14 protein-coding genes are annotated in these 24,392 nt (G+C 47.8%); 5 read left to right on the top strand and 9 right to left on the bottom strand.

The genetic code is table 11. From position 1 onward, the window contains the following. Nucleotide 1 precedes the first annotated feature (1 nt). The gene (locus U5R06_24190; GenBank protein ID MDZ7725839.1) at nt 2-841 is read right to left on the bottom strand and encodes a glycosyltransferase; all 840 of its coding nucleotides are present in this window, start codon (nt 839-841) and stop codon (nt 2-4) included. Between the two features lie 49 nt (nt 842-890). Further along, a complete protein-coding gene (locus U5R06_24185; protein ID MDZ7725838.1) occupies nt 891-1,736 on the bottom strand; it encodes a 3'-5' exonuclease in 846 nt (281 codons plus the stop codon). A gap of 191 nt (nt 1,737-1,927) precedes the next feature. On the opposite strand from U5R06_24185, the gene U5R06_24180 reads away from it, so the two are divergent. The 5 genes from U5R06_24180 (at nt 1,928) to U5R06_24160 (ending at nt 7,312) form a co-directional block, all read left to right on the top strand. After that, nucleotides 1,928-2,809 (top strand): ATP-binding protein, encoded by an 882-nt coding sequence (locus tag U5R06_24180; GenBank protein ID MDZ7725837.1) that lies wholly within the window; start codon nt 1,928-1,930, stop codon nt 2,807-2,809. 6 nt (nt 2,810-2,815) lie between these two features. After that, the gene (locus tag U5R06_24175; protein MDZ7725836.1) at nt 2,816-3,043 is read left to right on the top strand and encodes a hypothetical protein; all 228 of its coding nucleotides are present in this window, start codon (nt 2,816-2,818) and stop codon (nt 3,041-3,043) included. Between the two features lie 65 nt (nt 3,044-3,108). Continuing rightward, complete coding sequence (locus U5R06_24170; GenBank protein MDZ7725835.1) at nt 3,109-3,342, top strand: hypothetical protein; 234 nt, start codon at nt 3,109-3,111, stop codon at nt 3,340-3,342. 41 nt (nt 3,343-3,383) lie between these two features. Further along, entirely contained in the window at nt 3,384-3,983 is a 600-nt protein-coding gene (locus U5R06_24165; protein MDZ7725834.1) for a hypothetical protein, read from the top strand. Between the two features lie 95 nt (nt 3,984-4,078). Continuing rightward, nucleotides 4,079-7,312, top strand: coding sequence for a PDZ domain-containing protein (locus tag U5R06_24160; GenBank protein ID MDZ7725833.1), 3,234 nt, complete (start codon nt 4,079-4,081; stop codon nt 7,310-7,312). Between the two features lie 61 nt (nt 7,313-7,373). Here U5R06_24160 and malQ read toward each other — a convergent pair whose 3' ends face one another. The 7 genes from malQ to U5R06_24125 all read right to left on the bottom strand — a co-directional run bounded on the left by malQ (nt 7,374) and on the right by U5R06_24125 (nt 24,321). Continuing rightward, nucleotides 7,374-8,876, bottom strand: coding sequence for a 4-alpha-glucanotransferase (gene malQ, locus U5R06_24155; protein ID MDZ7725832.1), 1,503 nt, complete (start codon nt 8,874-8,876; stop codon nt 7,374-7,376). A gap of 139 nt (nt 8,877-9,015) precedes the next feature. Further along, nucleotides 9,016-11,205, bottom strand: coding sequence for a hypothetical protein (locus U5R06_24150; protein MDZ7725831.1), 2,190 nt, complete (start codon nt 11,203-11,205; stop codon nt 9,016-9,018). A 21-nt stretch (nt 11,206-11,226) separates the two neighbouring features. Next, on the bottom strand, nt 11,227-14,262 hold the full coding sequence (locus U5R06_24145; protein MDZ7725830.1) for an alpha-amylase family glycosyl hydrolase: 3,036 nt from the start codon (nt 14,260-14,262) through the stop codon (nt 11,227-11,229). Between the two features lie 66 nt (nt 14,263-14,328). Continuing rightward, nucleotides 14,329-16,410, bottom strand: coding sequence for a T9SS type A sorting domain-containing protein (locus tag U5R06_24140; protein MDZ7725829.1), 2,082 nt, complete (start codon nt 16,408-16,410; stop codon nt 14,329-14,331). 49 nt (nt 16,411-16,459) lie between these two features. Beyond that, entirely contained in the window at nt 16,460-17,488 is a 1,029-nt protein-coding gene (locus U5R06_24135) for a PorV/PorQ family protein (protein MDZ7725828.1), read from the bottom strand. Between the two features lie 19 nt (nt 17,489-17,507). Continuing rightward, entirely contained in the window at nt 17,508-21,335 is a 3,828-nt protein-coding gene (locus tag U5R06_24130; protein ID MDZ7725827.1) for a hypothetical protein, read from the bottom strand. Nucleotides 21,336-21,375: 40 nt separating this feature from the next. After that, a complete protein-coding gene (locus U5R06_24125; GenBank protein MDZ7725826.1) occupies nt 21,376-24,321 on the bottom strand; it encodes a TonB-dependent receptor in 2,946 nt (981 codons plus the stop codon). Between the last annotated feature and the right edge of the window lie 71 nt (nt 24,322-24,392).

The following is a 24,392-nucleotide window of genomic DNA, read 5'->3' as shown; positions in this document are numbered from 1 at the left end:
TTTACTTTATATCAAGGAAAAGTGTAATATTATCATTAACGGGATTACTCAGACCGAACAGACAGTCGTAATCGCCTTTATTGATCTGAACAAAACGTTGTTTTTCATAGTTGTGATTTCGATTATTATCAGAGCGTGATTCACGAAACAATCGCAAGGCAAAATCATTCTTCCCGGGATTCTTGCGCTGAAATCCGGCATTATATAAACGTCGTCCCAAATCGATGTATTCGCCTCCCCAGCCGGTGATTTTTTCATCGAAACCATTCACCTTTTTCAAATCATGTTTCCAGATGCAATAGGCAGCCTCTGTCAATTCCGCAGCAATATCACTAGAGCCGGATTGGAATAAAAAGCGTTTAAACTGTTTGTCTTTGAGGACCTTGTCCAGTTGTTTGGCCTGTTTATCATTCAGCACAGATAATAGATCATTAGCCTTGATGACCTCCTGCGTAATCCCGACGCTTTGTTCCTGTGACAGCAGGACCGGATGAGCAACGACAAAGCTATTCTCCTGTACATTGTCTATAAACGTCTTTAACAAATCCCGGCTGAAAACAAGCGACTCTTCAAGTAAAATCAGGATACTCCCCCGGCAAGCCCGAATGGCATTGTTTCGGCACTGTGCGCCGTTTTCACGGCTTTCCAATTGGCGAATATAGCGGACCGCAAATGAAAAGTTATCTTTTTCATGGTTCAGGAATTCAACCACCTCTTCATCGGCATTCCCGTCCGAGATAATCACCTCATCCGGCTGGAATGATTGATTTTGTAAACTAAATATAGCTTTACGCAAATGCTCCTGATTTCCCCGTAGCGGTAGTATAACACTGGTTTTCATAATTCGTTGCTTGTCCTGTTTTGGTTGCCGATTTTGCTCCTGTATTCAGTCAAATATCCTCACGGGAGGGAAATTGTCCGTTCAATGCATCCCGGCAAACGTCTTTGGTGTCTTTGGCAAAATTTCCGTCAATGATCCACTTGAGATAGCCGGGATCATGGGAGGAAAGAAATTCCAGAGATTTGCCGCGATATTTACCAAAATTAATCAATGCTTTGCCGTGTCTCCAGTAAAACTTGCGGTCAGAGGTGACAAAACGGTCATCCCTGGGAGAACAGTACGCCACCAACGCGTTCATGGTCCTGGGCAGATCAGAATATGTTTTAAGTTGAGCATCCAACACATCCAATGTGACTCGCACATCACCCATGGCATCATGAGCATCGTTATGTTCAGCCTGACAATAAAAACGATAGGCGGAAGCCAGATCGCGCGGTTCCTTCATATGATAAATCGTTTTTGCATCAATGATTCTAATTTGATCCGTATCCAGAGGATATCCGTTTCTCTGCATTTCGGCCTGCAGAAACGGCACATCAAATTGCGCAATGTTAAAGCCACAAAGATCACTGTTGTTTATATAATGTAGCACAACAGGTGCAAAGTGCGAAAAGTCAGGTTGACCGGCTACCTGATCATCCGTAATACCATGAACTCTCGAAGCCTCCGGGGGGATAGGAATGGCTGGATTGACCAATTCCTGCCATTCTTCAATAGAGCGGTCTGGATTGACCCGCAAAAACGCAAACTGTATAATGCGATCCAGTTCAATATCAAGCCCGGTGGTTTCCAAATCGAACACGACAAGTGGCCGGGTTAATTCCAAACCATCAAGCAATTGATGGGTCGAGTTGGTGTTCTCAAAAATCAGACGCGTCTGCTCGCCTTTTGCCATGATTCTCTCATATTCATTTAACTATAAGATAATAATGAATTTTATATAAATGTGCAATCACTTTTTGCTGTGATATTGTTAACTTTTGTCATATCGGGCATATACATAATAAAAAACTTGACAACCAGAAGATATAACCGTATTTTTTAAGCAGCAAAATATTCTATTGGACAATCGACCAGAGTACATTTATGGTAAAAAAAGATACGATCCAGATACAACGAATGGGCCCAAAGGGTGAAATCATAAAACTAATCCCGACCCGAATCGATTCGGACACCGAGTTCATTCAATCTCTCTACAACAAAATAAAAACCCATAGCAAAGAGAGCAATACGTTTATCATTGATTTCGGATTCAATGACACACTGACGGATGCAATCACCGCTCTCCTGTGCGAACTCACCGGAACCCTCCGCAGAATGGGAGGCGATCTTTATATTGTCAACGCCGGGCGCACTTTTAGGTCAGCGCTTTCTGAATTTAACCCGGCGGATTATCTGTCAATTGCACCGGATGAGGAAAAACTGATTCAAGCGCTCGAAACCCATCTGCCGCATGCAGCGCGAACTGTACCCCCCCCTGCAGAATCGCCCCTACAGACAAAAGACACGCAAAAAGAACATCCCAATCTCCCGAGCTCTGAAATTAAAAGGCATCGCGTAATTGACATTCCCTATGAGCACAGCGCTCTGTATAAAGCTTGCGATTTCGTTGCCGTACACGCAAAAGAGATGGGGTTTAACAAAGGCGACCTCAGCCGCATCAACATTGCAGTTTACGAGGCCTGCCTGAATGCCATTGAGCACGCGCGGCGCGGCGCACCCTATTCAAAAATCCAGGTAGCCGTCGATGAAGCGGAGGATATGCTCAAAATCAGCATTGTGGATCACGGAAAAGGATTTGATGCTGAACAAGCTTCGGAATTCAACATAACCGAAGCGGCGTCCAAGAGCCGGGGCGGTGGAATGGGACTGCACATCATACGCCGTGCTATGGATAAAGTGGATTATATTCGCAACTCACTCTATGGTAATCAATTGGTCATGATCAAATATTTACCAAAACAGTAAACTATTATGCAAATCGAATTGTTTAGTTTCGGATTTGGAGTTGTTTTTACACTCGCGATTGTTATTATTCTGGAAGCAGTATGGGGGAAACTGTTCGGAAATCGAAAATTGCGTGAACTTGAGCGGCAAGTCAAGCGTTTAACAAAAGTCGTACAAAAAAAAGATGAATTGATCAAAAAATCATTGCAATCCATACAGAAAGAGGAAAAAAATGATAAAGAACAACATGAATAGAATACGACGATCTGCGTCCAGAGGGATGATAGGCGGCATTGCCGGTTTTATAGTAGAACGGGGCCTTGAAAGCGCGACCGGGATGGACTTTATCGACGGTGTTCTGGAGATTGCAGGCGCCACCCTGGGGATCGCGCATGCAAACCGGGATCTGCATTCGACAGGCCTATGCAGGCGTTCTGGAAACAACCGGCAAGGAACCCGTCGATTTGACACCGGGTGAATGGGAAGAGGTGCGCGTTAAATATCCAAAGCTGTGGAATACCTGGAACGCGCTCTGGCTCTTAAATAAACAATGATTCCGTTATTCTCTTCCGCCGTGATCTCTGCGGCGACCCGGGTGGGATCTAAACTGGCAGAACGATACGAATGGCTGCCCAAAGATATTTATCATCGTAAATCTCTGGATAAACTCAAAGAAGGAGACCTCCAGCAGGCGGCAGTCTACAATCGTATCGCTCTGCGTAAAAATCCCGATTTTGAAAAAGCGCTCGTGCTGCGTGATATCATCTCCATGAAGCGGGATGTTTCGCTCAATTCAATTGATCAACAAATACAGCACCACGAGCAAATCCTGTTAAACCTGATGCAGCGCCAGGGCAAAGTGGAAAATCTTTTGAAAAACCAACACCGGCTTTCCCGGTTTTGCATTTTCATCACAGTGAGTTTTGTCGTGCTGCTGTTCTCTGCCCTTATAACCCTGTTTATAAAATTTCGATCCCCTGCTTTGTTCTCCTGGTTTTGGCCGATCACTCTTTCACTGCTGGCCGGAACCTCTGGATATTTTTTCTTTTCACTGCCCTCCTTACGTCTGTCTCAGGATCTGAAAACTCGGGAACACGCGTCCACTTTGAACGCACTTGAAAAAGAAATACAACACCATTCGCAGAAACTGCGCCGGCTTAAGCTTAAACTTGACGATTTGCAAAACCTGTTGTAAGCACATAAATCATCTATAGATATACCGGGAATTCATATTTCGTTTTTTCTGTTGCTCTTTATGGATATCAAATTCAAATAAATGGGAGGTCGATCATGATTCGACGTATGCTGCAATCAGCGCTTTTACTTTCTCTCTTTAACTTTCTTCCTGTTAACGCTCAGATTGACGGACGGATGCTGCGCTATCCGGATGTATCCGAACAGCACATTACATTTTTATATGCCGGTGACATCTGGATTGTTGACAAAAACGGCGGGGTTGCCCAGCATCTCAGTTCCCCCAAAGGCAATGAACAGTTTCCCCGCTTTTCACCGGACGGCTCATCCATAGCGTTTAACGCCAATTACGACGGAAATACGGATATCTACACACTTCCGGCATTAGGAGGCGATCTGACGCGAGTGACACATCACGGTATGACAGAGCGGATGCTCGATTGGACCGCCGATGGATCCAAAATACTATTTGCTTCCAGCATGAAAAGCGAAAGACAACGCTATAATCAATTTTATTTAACGATGCCGCAAGGCGGTCTGCCGGATAAACTGGTTATCCCGTACGGTGAGGATGCAAGTTTTTCACCGGACGGCAAAAAACTTGCCTATATTCCCATATCCAGAGATTTCCGCACCTGGAAAGGCTACAGAGGCGGCATGGCTCCGGATATCTGGATCTTTGATCTGACCCGTAACCAATCAAAAAAAATAACCGATAATCCCGCCAATGATTCACAGCCCATGTGGTGCGGGCAAACCATCTATTATTTATCCGATCGCGGACCGGAAAAACATTTCAACATTTGGGCATATGATGTGCAAAACGAGAACCACCGCCAGGTAACCACCTTTTCGGATTACGATATTCATTTTCCTGAACAGGGACCTCAGGATATTGTTTTCGAGGCCGGCGGCAAGATATATCTGTTAGATCTCGAAACTGAAAAGGTCTCGCCCGTTGACATTGAGGTGGTGACGGATCTCTCCACTCTCAAACCAAAGATAAAAAATGTCAGCAAACATATCTCGCATTTCTGGACAGCGCCGGATGGCAAACGGGTTCTTTTTGAAGCCAGAGGAGATATCTTTTCCGTACCGGCGGAGCACGGAGTGATCCGTAACCTGACCCGCTCCTCGGGAAGCGCCGAACGATTTCCAGCCTGGTCACCGGACGGCAAAACAGTGGCGTTTTGGAGTGACCAAAGCGGTGAATATGAGCTCACAGTATACGATACCCAAAACGGATCAGCCCCCGAAACCCTGACAAAATACGGTCCCGGTTTCCGCTACCATCTGTTTTGGGCGCCGGACAATAAAAAACTCGTGTTTATTGACCAGGCCATGACCATCCGCATGTACAACATGGAGTCCGGAAAAACAACCAAAGTCGATCAGGCACTCTGGAAATACCAGGGGGAACTGGAAACCTTTCAGGTCAACTGGTCACCGGACAGCCGCTGGTTCGCCTATGCACGCGGTCTGGGTAATGAACACAACGCTGTGTTTATTTATGACACACAAAAAAAACAGAAAGTAAAAGTCACATCCGGATTTTACAGCGACAACTCTCCGGTTTTTGATCCGGACGGCAAGTATCTCTTTTATCTTTCCAATCGCAATTTTGACCCGATATATGGTGACGTCGACAATTCGTTTCTCTACGCCAACACCACAACGATCGTCGCCGCCCCTCTGCGCACCGATGTAGAATCTCCGCTCAAAGCCAGAAATGATGAAACCGATATTCAGTCGGATTCGAAAAAAGACAAGGAAGAACAGGATTCTACGATAACCGTGGACATTGATTTGCAAAACCTGGAACAGCGTGCTGTGGTCATTCCGGTGAAAAACGGAAACTTTGCCGGATTGCAGGCGGTTTCCGGTAAAATTATTTTTCATCGCACCCCCAGAACCGGCATGCCGGATGACAGCAACAGTCCGCTGATGTACTATGACCTCGAGGAACGGGAAGAAAAAACCATCGTTGAGGATGCAGATGCCTTTCAACTCACTGCTGACCGAAAAAAACTCTTGATCAAAAATGAATCAAATTTTTATCTCATTGATATAGCAGCCGATCAAAAACTGGAAAAACCATTGCGGACAAAAGAGCTGGAAACCCGCATTGATCCGAAACAGGAATGGCAGCAGCTCTTTGATGATGCCTGGCGGTTGTCCAGAGACTTTTTCTACGATCCCAATATGCACGGTGTAGACTGGACGGCTATGCGGGCAAAGTACGGTAAACTCCTTGATGATGCCGTCACCCGCGGGGACGTAAATTATGTCATCGGTGAGTTGATTGCTGAATTGAACGCATCGCATACCTATCGATGGGGCGGCGATCAGCCGCAACCGGAACAAACGGCTGTGGGCTATCTGGGTATCGACTGGGATATTGACAATGATACGTACCGCGTCAAGCGCATCATCCATGGCGCGCCCTGGGATATTAGTACCAAATCACCGTTGAGCGAATCAGGTGTGCAGGTTGAACAAGGCGATTATATTCTTGCGGTAAACGGTTCAACGCTCAAAACCGACACGGACCCCTGGGCCGCATTCCAGGGAGCTGTGGGACACCCCGTCGAGTTAACGGTTAATGACCGTCCGACTTTTGAGGGGGCACGAAAGGTTATCGTTGAACCGATGAAAGCGGAAACGCGTCTGCGTCATCTCGAATGGATTGAGCATAACCGCCAATTTGTCGAAAAAGCAAGCGACGGAAAAATCGGCTATATCTATGTCCCGAACACCGGCACACAGGGACAAAGTGAACTGGTGCGCCAATTTGCAGCCCAGCATCACCTGGACGGGCTGATTATCGACGAACGCTTTAACAGCGGCGGACAAATTCCGGATCGCTTTATTGAATTACTGGATCGTCCCGTGATGGCCTACTGGGCTGTACGCGACGGCAAAGACTGGGCCTGGCCGCCGGTGGCGCATTTCGGGCCTAAAGCCATGCTAATCAACGGCTGGAGCGGTTCGGGCGGAGACGCATTCCCCGATTATTTCCGCAAAGCTGGATTGGGAAAGCTTGTCGGTACGCGCACCTGGGGCGGATTGATTGGAATAACCGGCGCGCCCCGCCTGATTGACGGTGGACTCATTACTGTACCCACGTTCCGCATGTACAACCCCGACGGCACCTGGTTCCTGGAAGGGCACGGGGTGGCCCCGGACATTCACGTGCCGGAGAACCCAAGTTCCCTGGCCAACGGCGTTGACACACAACTGAAACGTGCGGTTGAACATGTGTTAAAGGAATTGAAATCAGCTCCTCCCAAGCCGAAGCGTCCCGAATATGAAAACCGAAGCAGACCCTAAGTGATTCAAAATAAAAAAAAAGCCCCGAAAAATCGGGGCTTTTTTTCAATAAAATATGAGCTTACTGACCCGTTCTCCCGTAAATCTCGACCATATCAGCCAGGGTTTCAGCCAATTCATCATCAAGATGACCGCCAGGCATGCGCCAGCGCCAGTTCCCGGAGCGTTTGCTCGGATTGTTCATCCGATGCTCTCCGCCCAGGCCCAAAATATCCTGCACAGGGAACACCACCGTATTGGCGACTGACTGCATGGCACAACGAATAAAAGTCCAGTGCAATTCCGTGCGTTTCGGCTTTTTGCCCAGGTAACGGTTAACCCGTTCACGCTCTTGCTCATCAATTTCATGATAATACCAGCCCTGCAGCGTGTTGTTATCATGCGTGCCCGTATAAAAAAAACTGTTTTTTCTGAGATTAAAGGGGATATGGGGATTATGCTCAATATCTTTGCTAAACGCAAACATAATGACCTTCATTCCCGGCAACTCGAATTCATGCATCACATCAATCACATCGGGGGTAATTAACCCGAGGTCCTCTGCAATAATAGGAAGGTCCGGGAACCGGTTGCGCAGCTGCCTGAAAAAATCACGCGCCGGCGCCTGAATCCACTCGCCGTTTATAGCCGTATCCTCGGATGCATCCACCTGCCAGTAGGCGACAAAGCCTCTGAAATGATCAATTCGCACGATATCAAACAAATGCAGATTGTGTCCCATGCGGCTATGCCACCAGCTGTACCCGTCGTGACTCATCGTGTCCCAATTATACACCGGTGTTCCCCATAATTGACCCGTTTCACTGAAATAATCAGGGGGTACGCCGGCAACAAATTGCGGGTATCTGTTTTCTTTTAGCTTAAATTTGTCTGTATTGGCCCATACATCAGCACTGTCATGAGCCACATAAATGGGTAGATCCCCGACAAATTTTATTTTGCTTTCATTGCAATAATGTTTCAGCCCCATCCATTGTTTATAGAGCTGATACTGCAGAAATTTTTCAAAATAAATATCATCCGACAAATCGTTCTTGGCGTTTTTCAGGGTTTCCGGATCACGATCCCGATAGGGCGCTGGCCACTCGACCCAGCTTTTCTCGTCAAAATATGTTTTCAAAGAGACAAAAAGGGCATAATCATTCAGCCAATAGCCGTTAACCTCACAGTAGCCGCGGAATTCTTCAAAATCCGTTCTTTTTTTAAACCGATCAAATGCTTTCCGGAACAATGATTTTTTGAACGAGACAATTTTATCAAACTCTATTTTTGTCTCCGGGAACTCGGGCCGTTTTGCACATTCACGTTCCAGCAGCAGCCCGTCCCGTTGCAACATATCCGGACTCAACAACAAAGGATTCATCGCAAATGCGGATTGACTGAGATAGGGTGAATAGTCCGTACCCGCATTGGTCGGATTTAACGGCAGGATTTGCCAAAACCGTTGTTTTGATTTTTTAATAAAATCAGCAAACTCAAAAGCACGCGGCCCAAAGTCACCGATACCATAAGGGGACGGCAGAGAAGAAATATGTAATAGTAGTCCGCTTCCTCGTTTATCCATTATCCATCCTTGTACATCGTTTCATCTATTAAACTTAAGCGTTTATCCTGTCAATTCAAACATTTTTATTTTCAGAATTACTCGGTTGTTTCACATCGTTATATTCTGACTCTGGATTTCAAATCAGAAAGGTTTATGCCTAATCCTCAACCTTGACCTCAGCAGACAAATGCCGAAACCAGGAAAAATACAGTCCGACAGAAAGACCTGCCAGCAGCAGTGCCAGCCAGCCGACAGACGTCCATTCTCTCATAATAACCATCATCCAGGTCAGGAACAGCACCATCTGCCAGGGCACAGCCATAAAAATGGAAATAATATCGCGTTTGTTTTCCTTTTTGATAGCCTGCAGAGTTCCTTTCGCCAATTTTGACTTGACCGGTCCCCAGAATCCAAAGGACCGCGTGGTTTTGTAAAAATCCAGCAACACATTCGAAGAAGTCGGTTTGGTTGCATAGGTTGCGATAATCATTCCGAGGAATGATAGACCGGATGCAAAACTGAATGAGACATATTCGGGTACATGCGGAAATATCAGTCGCTGTACAATGGCGGCAGTCATTCCCACGGCGGTGCCGACGGCAAAGCCGTAGCCGTTCATCCGCCACCAATACCAGCGCACCAGACTGGGTACGATCAATCCGGCGCCGATGCTCATGGTAATCCAGCCCCAGATTTCATTGATGTTGCTTATGGTCAGGCTGAACAGCAGTCCAAGGATAACAATAACAATCGAAGCCCACCGGCTGTGAAGCATCAAAGCGCGATCCGAGGCCTTTGGGTTGATATAAGCCTGATAGATATCCTTGACCCAGTACGCCGCACCGGCATTGACCGTGGAATCAAACGTAGACATTGCGGCTGCCATGAGTCCGGCCACCAACAGTCCTTTGATCCCCACCGGGATGAGTTCATTCACCACAACCGGCAGAACCCGCTCCGGATCACTGATAACGCCCTGTGACGTGCCGTATGAAATTCCCATAATCGCTATCGCGGTGATAAACGGCCAGCGAAAACTTAATAAAAACGTCCAGAACAGACTCAACAGTCCGGCTTCCCGGTCGCTTCTCGCAGCAAAATAACGCTGAATCATATATCCGGTTGCACCGCCCGCGCCTTCAAACGTTACTTTAACAAGATAAAATAATATCGCAATGCCAAACAGGTTATAGACGGAATAAAGAGAACCTTCCGGGAACCCCAGATTCCAGGGCGGCAGCGGATGAGTCCAGGCGGACTTTGACATTTGAAAGATTTGAAATGTACCGTCGCGCATGGGAATTGAGATATTAAACACCTCCGGCAGACCAAATTTGAACAGAGCGGTCATGCATACAAACATAACGGTAAAAAAGATAATCAATCCCTGGAAAACATCTGTCCAAACGACTCCATACAGTCCGCTCGCCACAGTATATATCATGGCCAGAAAGATCATAACCATGGCGGCCAGGGTTTCCGCTTTTAACAGAATCCTGTAATCCGTCATCCCGGAAAAATCAAGCCGAATGGATTTTGTCAATTCAAATGCCGCCTGAATACGGGGCACAAGTTCGGCTGCCTGCTCCGTGTCTTCGGCTGCACGCGACAAAGAGGTCAAACCGTTTTCCATCCGGTTCAATACATCATTAAAATCCTTTAGCGTTTGAATAGATGCAGGATCCTGCATCATCTGTGTAAAAGCCTGATCTGTATCCTCCCAGATACGTTTCACAGCGCCGATCTCCGGGATATCTGCCCGGGAGGCACGTATATCCTCATCCAGATTCAGATACATGCTTTCAAGCCCTGCCCAGGAGTCCTGCAGCTCCACCCGTTCAGTCTGTTCAACAAAATCTTTGACCGTGCCAAGGTCCGGAAATCCGAGAAACGTGCTGATAAATTTTCCCGAGCCGATCGCCATATAGGTGATCATGGCAATCGTAATCACAATAGTAGAGATTGCAGAGATCAAGCGTGCAAGATCGCCTTCCCGGCCCTTGCCGAAACGAAAGCGCATCCACTCGGCCATGGTCATCACTTGAGAACGCCGGTTCCATTTTCCCATAAAAATCATCAAAAACGCCATAATCAGAGTTGCGCCACCGCGGATTTCCAGAAACAAGCCCGCAGCGCCCAAGGCAAACACCCACGCGGTATTAACCATTGTCCCGGCGACATCCAGATTGGAGGCCATTCCGGAAGCGCCCAGCGCCCACCACGGCAATCCGCGGTTCCCGAGAAAATAAGAATCAATTCCGGCTGATGCGCGTTTCTGCGCCATCATTCCGACAAACACAATCGCGGTTAAATAAACAACCACAATCGTATAATCCAGACCTGTCATATCTTCTCCCAAAACTCTTGGTTAACGTATCAGACAAATTCTTTGTGTTCTTTTCTGTCCTTCATATAATGTTTGTATCAAGTAAATTCCGGACGGCACCTGCTCATTCTGATTCGAACGGCCGTCCCAATGGAGCACATAACTGCCGGCCCCTTGTTGTCCTTTGAAAAGCGATCGGATTTTTTGCCCCAGAACGTTAAAAATATTAATCTCGATTGTTCCTGACATTGGCAAATAATACTCAAATCGGACCGACGAATTGAAAGGATTCGGATAACCGGCTGTGCAGTAAAAAGATGTCGGCAGCTTTTTCCCATACTCCCGCACCCGGGTTATCGGATTTTGAATCCGAACGCTGTCCGATTGCCTGCTGATTGTATAAACAGCAGTCTCGTATGCTGCCAAATCGACTTTTAGCGTATCCAGATCGCTTCCAGTGTAAAGCTGCGACATGTTTTGATCCAGACGATTCAAATAATACAGGGAATCCGGATGAAACCCCTTGGAAAATTCCGCCCAATAGGATAATTGCAACGGCGTTGCAACAGACACCGGATTGCCGCGGAAATTCACCAAAGCCAGGCCGTTTTGGTTTTCAAACGGCCTGGCAAAAGCGTATACATGAGGAGAGGACGCATCCAGGCGGGGCTGCACATCTTTGTCAGAATGATTGATCACCCCGTCCTTGTTGGTGTCGGTATATTGACGTTGAAACGCCGGAAACTGATCGCGAACATGGGTATACAACTGATAATGTGACTGCAGAAAAGAGCCTTCGGACTCCCAGGCAACATCAGACCGGGCCAGGTATTCTTTGCTGCCCTGCATGTTGTATCCCATCCCCACTTCCTGGCCCTGATAAATCATGGGTATGCCGGTGGAAAGAGAAAGAGTGGATGAAACCGGTTTTGTTTTTTCCAGACTGTTATAGCGGTGCGCCACACGCAGTTCATCATGATTTTCCAGAAAGCGCATAAAATATGAACTTTCGCCCGGCCGGTATCCGCCGTTGCGCAAAGCGGCATGCAGCGTGGAAACAGAAGGGTAATTATAAAGGTTTCCGCTCAGGGACCAGTCATATCCCATATCCATTCCACCCTGAAAATCCGCATACTGGATTTCAGAGCCCGGGCCGGTGCCGTGAGTTTCACCCAGGATCAGAATATCACTTTTCACGGAACGCAATGCTTGACGCAGGGGAATATCAAAATCATTGCGGCCGTAACGACGGTGCGGTCCCCAGTATACATCCAGTCGATAACCATCGATGTCATACTCCCGCAGCCAGTGTTTGTAGACCTCCAGCATATAAGCGCGGGCTTCCGCATCGGACCAGTTCCAGTTTAAAAGCGCATCCGAAAATCCGTTGTAATAGACAATGCCATCCTGTGAGACCGATTGACCCAGCCCATTGTCATTGTGCGGAATAATTTCATGCTGATAAAAATCATAATAGGGGCTGTACACGCCCTTTTCCCGGACATCCAGGGCGATCGGATGTGAACGGCTGCTGTGATTAGGGGTGACGTCCAGAATAACCCGCAATCCGAGATCATGCGCGGCATCGACAAAATCTTTAAAATCTTTAGAGCTTCCGTACACCGGATCGATAGAATAAAAATCTACAATATTATAGCCGATGTTATAGCGCTGATCCAGAGACCCTTCCACCTGCATGACGGGTAAAACCCATACAACTGTGCAGCCGAGATCCCGAATATGCTGTAGTCTGGAAATTGCGGCCTGCAGCGATCCCTCTTGCGTAAAGCCGAGTAAAAACAAACTGTAAATCTGAGCGTCATGCACCCAGGAAGGAACTGTTTTATGTATGGGAATTTCGACGCTGCCGTCGGGGAGCACCGTGAAAAAATGCACCCGAGAGTTCTGATTCTGATCAGAATCCGTAACCGTCAGTTTAAAGGAATAATGTCCGGGCTGCTCAGGGATATCCCGTTCCAAAGCAGAGCCTGTATATTCGTCAATGCCCGGCAGCGCCGCTGCATTCAACGGCTGCTGAGTCCAGGCATAATGCAAAGTCGAATCCTGAACATCAGACGCATGTCCTGTCAGGATCACTCTATTTTCATCAGCTGATATAGAAATATCGACGGACGGAGCCTGCGCTTCCGGAAGAACAAGAGTCAATGTATCCGAGAGAACCGTGTCACCGGAGAGCTTGTGAATCCGGATGAAAAATTGATTGATACCCCGATTCAATGAAACCGTATAGGAATAGGCACCATTCTCCCGCGGAGAGAATGCATAGGGCGGTCCGTCAACCGTTTGCAGTACCACGTTTTCAAGCTCATCCAGTTCCTGATTAACCTGCCAGCGAACCGTTTTTTGACTGGCAAACACACTGTCGCGGGACGGCGTCTGAAAAAACACCTCGCCTCCGGTGAGAGTAAAAGATGTTGTTTTAGACAGCGTCCGGCCCTGTGTCGTTTTGACAGAGATGCACCCGGTGTGCATGCCGCTTTCAAGGTCTGACAGCGGGAAATGCAGCATTGAATAGTCGGGCAGATAAAAATCGGCGAGTGGAAATTGCAGAGAATCATCGATCGTTACGGTGCTCTGATCAAATAAAATCGTATCACCTGTTGCAGCAAATATACCGGCAGATAAAAAACGTTCACCTTTGGGAATAATGGCTCCGGGCTGAGGCGCAACCTGAAAAACCATCAACGGTTCAACCTTCAAAATACTATTATTATTGTCGGATGTGTTGATCAAGGGATTCAGGGGGTCTGTAAACCAGGCCCAGTCACTGCCGCTTGCATCATACTGTTCATGAAATTTGTAATTATGAGTATCGCCGGTTTCCAGCCAAATCGGCTTTATATATAAATTCAGAGAATCAACAAAGGTCATTTGTGAAGGCGCGTCCGGCTGAATCCTTCCATTGTTGTTCGGGCCCCAGTTGTTAAAGGTTCCCGGCGCAAACGCCCGTTTTACATCCTGAGATGAAGGTGAATAGCGAAAGACAACATTGACACTGTCCTGAGAGAACGCGAGAGAAGCAGCAGCCCAAATTATAAAAACAATCCAAAACCTCATTCCATATCCCTTTTGTAAAAAAAGGGGAGAGAAACTCTCCCCTTTTCAAGCAAGATTGAAAATAGTTTATTTAACCAAAACCATTTTCTGAGTTGATGTAAAGCTTCCGGCGCGGATCTGATAAATATACACACCGGTACTTACCTTGTTGCCCATCTGATCCGTACCATCCCACTGTATGGAATATTCACCGGCACTTTGTTCCTGATTAACCAGTTCGGCCACTTTTTCACCGATCACATTGTATACACTCAATTCAACCTTTTCTGTGTTGGAAAGGCTGTATTCGATGGTTGTAACCGGATTGAACGGATTCGGATAATTGTTCATCAAGGCAAACTGCAATGGAGTCTGGCCTTTTTCCTCAACACCGGAGATCAGCGGTTCGCGAGCATCAAAATCCCATGCATCATAAAAAGCAGGATTGATACTGCCGAATTGCGCGTCAATCGTGAATTCGGACTGGGTATCATCTATGTTTTCAACATGATTGTTTCCATAGCCGCCTTCGCCGCCTTCATTGTCGCCGCCGCCGACGCCGAATTTGAATTCCTGTCCGACCACATCGGAGCTGTCTTTGAAATACTGGAATTGAATGGTATAGATGCTGTCACCGGCCACTGCATCGCCGTGTGTGCCATCATCCCACATGCGTTTATTGTCCAGCGTCATCAGGTGCGGTCCCCAATCGGCGCCCACATCGTTGCTCCAGCTGCCGGTAGCCGGTCCGTTCATCGCCACGCCTTTGGCCATGACACTGTCGGGATCGGAGATATCAAGATTACCCTGAATGTCATTGAGCACCTTGCCGGAAAGAACGGTGTAAAACGCCGGACGCAGATCACAGGTATAGGTCACCATCACATCCTGAGCGAGCACATCTGTGTTGCGGAAGACCGGCATACGCCGCATTGAGACATTGCTTTCTTCTATGTCTTCAACGGTCATTTCCTCACCGGATACCACTACGGCACGGCGTTCGGCCAGATTGACATCATCTCCTTCATAGTAGAAATTATAGAAAATCTCACGATAATCGGTATTATCCTCTACTTTGTAAAACTGGTAGTAGAGATCTTTACCAATTGTTGTGGTCAACGTTTCCACAGCAGCATAGACATTGGAAAATCCCTGGCGCTGCATCTGTTTGGTGACGGTCTCATTGGCGGAACCTGCATAACCGGCTCTCACTTCAAGGGTGTCACCCAAAGAAAAGCCTTTTGTCGTCAAAGCTTCCGACATGTCCGCACGGAATTCCACAATCACCTGATCCTCATGATCCGTGGGAATGGGCTGCATATCCATAAACCAGAACCAGTGATTTGTGGTATCATTTCCGCTTCCGGTAAAGGTAATGGGACGATTGTTTGCTTCTTCAGCAACCAGGTTGCCCCAGTCCTCATCCAGGGGATTTCCCGCATTATGGACAACAACCTTGAACTCAATGCCATTATCCGCGTATTGATTCGGCACATGAACCGGGGCGCTGTAGAAATTGGCGCCGTTGTACTGAATTGATCCGCCGTTGGCATGATTGGCTTCAACTTCCAGCGGATAGGTTGTTCCCCAGCCGAGTTCTCCGGTCTGGCCCCAGTCATCATTATTGGAACCGCGGATACCCACGACATGGTTCTCCGGATTGAAATCTTCCCATCCCTGCATATTCACACGAATCCAAACCACAAACGTGGAATCATTGCTCTCAAAAGGACGGAAATACTGATCCAATCCATTTTCCAGGCCGTTTACAAACTGAAGCGGCAGGGTCGTATCAGAGTCGGATGTTTCCAGCACACGGTCTCCGGCGCCGATATTGGCTTCCCAGCCTTCATGTTCCCAGCCGGCTCCGGCATAAATGGAATCATGCATCGAGTTGGTATAGAATTTGAAATTAACGGTGGTGTCTGCGGGAAATTCAAAACTTCCCATCCAGTAATCGCCTTCCACGTTTTCAAGAATAACAGGCGAGTCTCCACCCCATGTTAATGGAGCCACGGACCCGCGAACCTGAACGATAGAATTGGATCTGAGTGTGTCCGGGACAGTTGCGGTATTGGCGTAAAACGTCACCGTGACCATATCCTGGGCAGCGACCAGTCCGGTCACTGTCAGCAGAACCACAACTGTCAACATTAGCTTGTTTCTCATTTTTTCCTCCTTGATTGGTTAGTAAAATGGATTTTTAATCTATATATCGTCATAGTTCAAATCCCAATGCAAACATGTGTATATTTTTTTCGAGAATGCCGTACGTGGCATAAGTATAATCAAGATTCCAGGTCATGCCGTTGGCCATGGGCCAGGAAAGACCAAAACCGGCGGTCAGCCCTTCTTCACGATCTTTTTCAAACAGGGATTGATAGCCGGCGCGCACAAAAAAGCGGTCATAAATCCCGATTTCATTGCCGATATTGACCTGCTCCTGATTGTCACTCGGACGCAGGGCATCAATTGCAAGCAGCCAGGAATATTCAGAGGTTTCAAAGATAGTTTTTGAAAGACCAACCCGGAAAAACAGAGGCAATGGCCAGGTTTGTGTTTTTAAATTCGCAACAATGGATTCATTATGTCCCAGCTTGTCAGGATCCAGATCGATCTGATTGATCAAATCCTGTCCGCTGTATTGCATTTCCGTTCCAAAATTGGAAATGCTCATACCCAGTTTCATGCCGTCAAACGGTGTGGTAAACAGCAGTCCCACATCAAATGCAAAGGATGTGGCTGTTTCATTCCAGATGGTGCTCTGAATATACTTTGCAGAGCCTCCAATCGAGAATTTATCAGTCAGAGTGCGGGCATAAGAGAGGCTCAGCGCCAAATCGCCAGCACTCCACATTTCTCCTGTACCTTCGGGAGACGTAACCGTCGTAACTGGCTCTTCACCGTAATTCAGATAAGTCACACTCAATCCCAGAGCATTGCTTCCGTCTACATTATAGATAAAACCGACCCAGTTAAACTGAGTGTCCAGTATCCAGTCCGTATAGCTGGCTGCCAGAGAAACAGGACCGGAATTCACGATTCCGCCGGGATTATAGTACAAGCTGGTGGCATCATCAGCAACACCCACAAACGCTGTCCCCATGGCAGTAGCCCGGGCGGAAACACTCATTCCCAAAAACGGAACAGCGCTGGTTCCAACTTTGGATTGCGCTTGCACATGACTGGCTGCAATCAAGGTCGAAATCCATATCACTAATAATGTTATAAAGGACGACCGTTTCATAGATATACTCCGATCCATTCTATTTAATGATTGCCAATTTTCCTCGTTTGACGCCTATATTGGATTCCACGACATAAAAATACACACCGGGCGCCACATCCAGATTTTCTTTGGTCTTTAAATTCCAGGACAACGTACCGGAATAGATACTGCCGTCATGCTGCAGCGTGACCACATGATCACCACGACTGGTAAAGATATGAATCTGAGCATCAACCGGCAGATGGATAAAATCGATTTTTCGCGTGCCTCTGCCGCTGGTGATGGCCGGGGGAAGCGGCGGTTCCTGGGTGGTAGCCACCACATAGGGATTGGGCACAGCCTTGATATTGTCCATCTCGGTTTTTGCCTCGCTTTGCACGATTTTCGGTTCTTTGGTTGTAAATTCAAATGAATCAGAGGCCCGAAAGGGTTTCTTAAACCGGACAAAAAGAGTATCAGAACTGTCATAGGTATAGACCGTGTCTTTGGTACTGGTGAAATACATATCCCAGGTGAACAAAAGTGAATCATTATGACCGGCCTCTAAAAAGATCAATTCATCGAAACGGGACAGACCGCCACTGCGATCCGTATCGTTGAAAACAAAGTCGATATATCGATCGTCGGTTGTGTTACGGATGCGAAAGTTGACCGGAATCGGGGTTACGAAATACTCGGGCAAATCTGCGGAGGAATCAACAATCGAGTCATAAAACTCTATTTGATAATTGCTCGGATGACGATAACCGATGAGTTGTTCTGATCCGATATTCGTATTGATAATCTCAATACTGAAATTATAGGCCTTTTTCCGGTTTGTCCAATAGGTGCGTGTGGTATCCAGTACAATTTGCCAATGATTGTTAAATTCTAACTGAACGCCGTCAAAGACATCCGTATCTTTAGTTTCATTCACCCAGGGACTGTTCTGCATATAAGGACTGCGGTAAACCGGATAATACTGAAAAAACAGCGTGTATTGTTTACCGTATTTTAAATCACCCGACGTCACACCCCGGATTCGTCCGCTGGTTGCGTTCAGCTCCCACAAGTCTTTCGAGACCTCTTTTCCGTCCTCATCACGCAGAACGACGGACGACGGAATAATATTCTGATACGCAAGTGATACCCACAGCGTATCACGCGCCTGGAATGTGGTTTCCACTCCGCTGTTATCCTTGACGTGATAAAAACGCGTCTTGGGAACAAAATACTCATCCGGGTCATTCTGATCGACATTGGGTTCTCCCGGGTCCGGCAAGCCGTTTTGTTCCGTGCCATCCGGGTCATCTGTACCGGCCACGCCGTCAGAGCCCACATCGTGCTTTAGCACATCCCAGTCGCCATCATTGTCCAGACCGTCATTTCCGGTATCCAGAAAACTGACCTCATAGGTGTGACCTTTTAGCGCCTGATCGTCGACCACTTCAAAAGAGACACTGCCCGTACCCACGGTTTCGGCGCTCAACAGCTGATTGTCATCCGGCGCTTCATAACCGGCGGCCTGAGCATTCGGCGTCACCACTGCGGTGTTTTGAAACGTTCTAACCTCGCCCGAGGGCGCAATGTCGATCCGTTTGCTGTTTTCCTTGGGGAAAATATCAATGTCCGTGTCTCCGTGATCATAGGCAACAACCGCATAAAAATACCGTTGCCCGTTTTCCACATCGTAATCTGTATAGCTGTGCTGCAGTCCGGTATCATTGCCAAGATCAAAGGACGACCCGCTGGTGTTCTGCAGCAACTCAAAACTCGGGTGAAAAAATCCTTTGATACCGTTTTTGAGATCAAACTGCGCCAGAGGCTCGTAAAATGACGGCGTACCGGTCATGTCCGTGATGGTGAAAACTTCATTAAAATTATGATCTGTGGCTTTGTAGATTTTATAGCCTTCAAAATCAAAAGTCTTTAACACCGGGTCAAACGACTTTTCAGCAATCCGGTCCCAGTACAGGGTTACCTTGCCGTCACCCGGAACCGCGGTCAACGTCGGTGTTTCCGGCGGCGGCGGGAAATTGTAATCGCTGTTGTAAATTTTCTGCACGGTTTCGCGGTTTTTTAATAAATCGTCAATATCGACTTCCGGACCACCGCCCTCGCCGTAGACCAGGGCCAGTGAAAAATATTTGGTTTCGCCGGCGCGCAGCGGAAAATAGCCGGACGAGTAGAGAAAATCACCATCCTCACCGCGTTCCGGTTTGTTATTAACGATTGAGGAAGGCACCTCAAAATAACCGGGACGCAGACGTTCCCAGAGGCTTTCATCATCCGCAAGATTAATATCTCCGGCCGGTGTAAAATATTCAAAACTGGTCAATCCGATCTGATCGGATTCCTCAACATCGGTCTTGTCGAAATTGGGTTCGCCCAACGTCGGAATGCCGTCTCCTTCGCCGCGGTCTCCGGTATTGGGTATACCGTCCGCGCCGACGTCATCAAACTCTGAATTCCAGTCACCGTCATTGTCAATGCCATCGTCGCGGCGTTCATCAATCATTAGATCGTCCAGCCCCACGCCATTGATATAATCCACGTGGTGCACCGGCGCCAGCTTGTCAATAAGAACATTACCTTGCCCGTCTTTGCGAATTTGTCGATAATGCAGGTAATAATTTTCATCGATCAACCCGTCCAGATCATTATCAATACCGTCATAAACGTTCGGATTGATCACATTTCGCCCGTCAACCAGGATTTCATTGCCCTCGGCCAGCTCGGTGACCCCGGGTTCAATGACAATGGTATCGCCGCGGGTCATCACGGTTTGTGTTTCACTGCCAACGGTGATGACCGTGCGGTTATAGTCTTTATCAATAAGCACAATAGGGTCGCCTGCCTCAATCACTCTCGGTTCAAAATCTTCGGGGCCAAACAAAGGCGCTGTAACCGGGACCAACGGATTATCGGCCGCATCACCGTCATTATCAATGCCGTCATACGGGTTGCCCGGACTTTCCAGAAAAGCATAACCGACCACACCCACATCACCGGTCCAATTGGGATTGCGCTTGGCGCTATTATCAAAATCAGCCGTATACGTCAAATCCCTCTCCACATCGAAAAAAGAATAATCATCATTGTATTCGCCAAAATCTTCAGTAGAGGTCACGCCCACATAGGTGCCGACCAGCATGGCAAAAACAGCCTTGTCGTAATCGGTTTTACTGGTATTGGTGATTTCATACAGCCAGAAAATACAGTCCTGGGCCAGAAAATCGGACCACTGCATCCCCCGAACCCGGACTTCCAGTCCCAATCCATTGCGGCTCGGATTGGTGGAATCCGGTTTGAACGCCACATTATGAACATTATTATCGGCAAAGTTAAATTCTTCGTCGTTATTGTCATCCATCACAAAATAGGTTTCCTCGGATGCCGTGGTGGTCTTGCCGGCGAATCCATTCCAGGAGCCGGACCAGCCCGGATCTTCCGGATCATCCATTTTATCCGGCCAGAACGCTGGCCAGGATGCCGGATCACTGTAAAGCGCAACGCCCTGCTGAGATTCATTGAAATACCCGGCCTTGGGTTCAAATCCCCAGGGCTTGTTGGAAGGAGAAACTTCTGCGTCCAGGGAAGGCCTGGCGGCCGGACAGATTTCAACGGAATGAAATGTTTTACCGTCCACGGTAATTTCAGCGCCCACCATGGGACTGACATCACCGATGTATCCGTTATTTTCATAAATCCAGGCACCGCGCGCCCCCTTGGTCGCCGGTTGTCCAAGAACACCCCAGTTTCCAAACACGCATTTTACCAGATTTCCGCGCATAATGGAAGAGCGTCTGAACTCCTGGCCGCTTTGTGCCCGAACAATATTAACGGTTAATAAAAGTACAAATAATGTTAAAACTGATCTTTTCATTGTCAAGCTCCTGTTTCTCTCTATTCCTGTTTCAGGAGAATTAGAAACTGTAAGTAAAACCTAATTCAATACGACGAGGCTCTGAAAAATGCGTTGAATTGGTGAACCACCGGTCCAGTGAATTGACAGTTTCAGGCGGATTGGTGGCAGCGGCAATATCCTCGTCCCGGGTGAATCCGGGTTTTCCGGTATCATCATACACATAGACAGCATTCATAACATCCAATAGGTTGAGAATCCGCAAGAATACATTCAAATTTCCCGGACCCACGGAAAAATCTTTAAACGCCCGCAGATCCAGATTATAGGTCATAGGCTTTTTCTGACTGTTGGTCAATAATGTGGTAATATCCTGACTGGCCCGCGGTGTATAAGGCAATCCGCTTCCCAGCTGACCAATGACACTCACACCCCAGGTGTCATACCCATAGGTGGCGGACATGTTCACCGTGTGGCGCTGATCCCATTCCAGCGGCGTCAACTGCACTTCAGGAAGAGATCCGCCCAGCAATGCATTTCGTGCTTGTTCGGGATTCGAGTTGGTTCCCTTGGCCACCTGCAGGGTATAATCCACAGAAAAGCCAAAGTGATTGGCAAATCGTTTGTTTAATGCCAAAATCAGCCCCTTGACAAATCCAAAATCACTGTTGATGATTTTGCTATAAGTGGCGGAACCGCCGTAAATCTCGATCTCCGCTGCGCGTGTACCGGCCAGATTTCGTACATCCCGGAAATATCCGGTCACATCCAGTGATATATTGTCGGTGATCTGCTGCTGCAAGCCGATTTCTCCGCTCACCGTGTGTTCGGGTTCAAGATCGGCATTTCCGATCAGACCGATATTCCCGGTGCCGGAATCCAGCTCAAAATCCGGGTTTTGATACAGCAGCTCAAACCGCGGAATCTGAAAAAAATGCCCGTAGGAAAAATGAATGACGCCGCGTGCGGTAATGGGAAATGAAACTCCCAGCCGCGGACTGATCTGAAATTTGGGAGTGGCATTTTCATACCAGTATTCACGGCGTTCGGATAAGGTAACCGCCGGTTCACCGGGATCCCGCAACCCATTGTTTTCCGAACCATCCGGATCGAACGTGTTCGGCTCGCCGTCCGTGCCCCAGTCGTGATAACGATTTTCCGGGCGAATCGGATTGGTGATCGTGGGATCACTTTCATCTGCCAGCATCCTGCCGTCCGGCTCAAAATAATCAAAGCGGATGCCGGCATTCACAATCATGCTTTTGTATTCCATTTTGTCCTGGATATACGCCGAAAACTCGACTGGTTTATGGCGATAGCTGCTGGCATAAATCGTAGTGTCCGGCAAAATACGGGTGTCGATATACGGCCCTTCCCACAAAAAATTCATACTGGTCTGTGAAGCAACAGGGCGAAGGGTAATATTGTTATAGGTCAGATCATGCTGCCGGAACTCCAGACCGGTTTTGATCTGATGCCGTTTGGTGACCTGACTGGTCAGATCCATCTTGCCCAGCATTGTCGTGGTCTGACGTCTGAGACGATTGTTATTCGTCCCTGCGGTTCTGAAACTATATGGATCCTGAACCGACAGGTCCGGGTGCACATACAACGGACTGTGCGGATTTTCATACGTTGAATGTTTATATTCTTTGGTAAAATAAGACATGGAAAGCTTGTAAAAGGTCCGGGAACTCAGCGTTTGCGTCCACCTGAGGATATGGGTTTCTCCGGTCCGGAACCGGTCCAGATCGCCTTTGGGATTGAGAAAATAATTGCGGTCATAATCATTGTATTCGACGTCATCCAGAATGTAGGTGTAATCCAGCTTCATGGACGGCGTGAAGCGATAATTGATTTTACCCTGCAGGTAAAGCTTTCGGTTCCAGTTCATGGGAACCGGGTCACCGTCGCCCTTGCCGTTCGGATGCAGAGATTTCAGACTGTCATAATGGGCGGCAAAGCTCACAGAATCCGGATTGTCAAGTTCACTCATCACAACCAGACTATCCATATAGTCATTACTGCCGACGATATAAGGGAATCCCCGGTTCACAGAATCCACCATAGAACCGCTTTCAGAGTATTCCGGCAAATATTCATCAATAAAATCCTGAGGTAAAACAAGATTGCCGGTCACTGCACCGGGATTGTAAACATTGGTCCCGCTCAGCCAACCGTCAAAATAAATATGGCGTGCGTTCAGGGATATGGATAGTTTTTCATCAATAATCGGTCCGTACAGACTGCCCTCAAAGTTACGAATGGCAAACGGATTGATTTTGCTAATGTGCGGAAATTTTTCTTTATGGGTGCTGACGTGATCGCCGATATACGAGGTAACAGAACCGCCGAACCGGTCAAATCCTTCTTTTGTGGTGATATTTACGATTCCGGACATGGCCTGTCCGTATTCGGCATTAAACGCGCCGCTGATGACCTGCAGTTCCTGAACCATATCCTTGTTGACATCAACAACGGTATTGCGGTCATAGACATCCATGACCGGCACACCGTCAATCCAGTAGCTGACCTCACCGGCGCGTCCGCCGCGCACATGCAGCGCCCCTGAGGCATCCTTGATCAGACCGGCCTGCAGTTCAAGGGCTTCACCCACTTCGGTGACGGGCAGTTTATCAAACTCTTCCGCGTTCACCATTGAAGTAGATGCGGTCAAATCGCGGGTGACCAGAGGTTTCTCCGCAACCACAGAAACCACCTCGCCGGCCTGTAACACAGTGGGGGACAATTCGACGTCAATAGTGGTGGTCAAATCTGAGGACACTCTCACCTCCTGCACCTGTTTCGGGGTGTACCCCATCATACGAAAAACGAGTGTATACTGACCCGGGGAGACATTCAAAATGACATAATCCCCGTCAGCGTCAGCAGCTGCGCCAAGACTCGTTCTCTGCACGATGACATTGGCACCGACCAACGGCTCCCCCGTCTCGGAATCGGTAACCGTTCCGGTAATTTTGCCCGTGGTGGCAGCATGCAGAGGCAAAATTGCCACCATAACAACAGCAAAAGCACAAATCAAACACGCTATTCGAGTACACTTCATATTGTGTCTCC

It is taken from the genome of candidate division KSB1 bacterium, assembly GCA_034521575.1.
In the GTDB taxonomy this organism is placed as follows: domain Bacteria; phylum Zhuqueibacterota; class Zhuqueibacteria; order Residuimicrobiales; family Krinioviventaceae; genus JAXHMJ01.
This window is presented reverse-complemented; position numbering and strand designations above follow the sequence as displayed.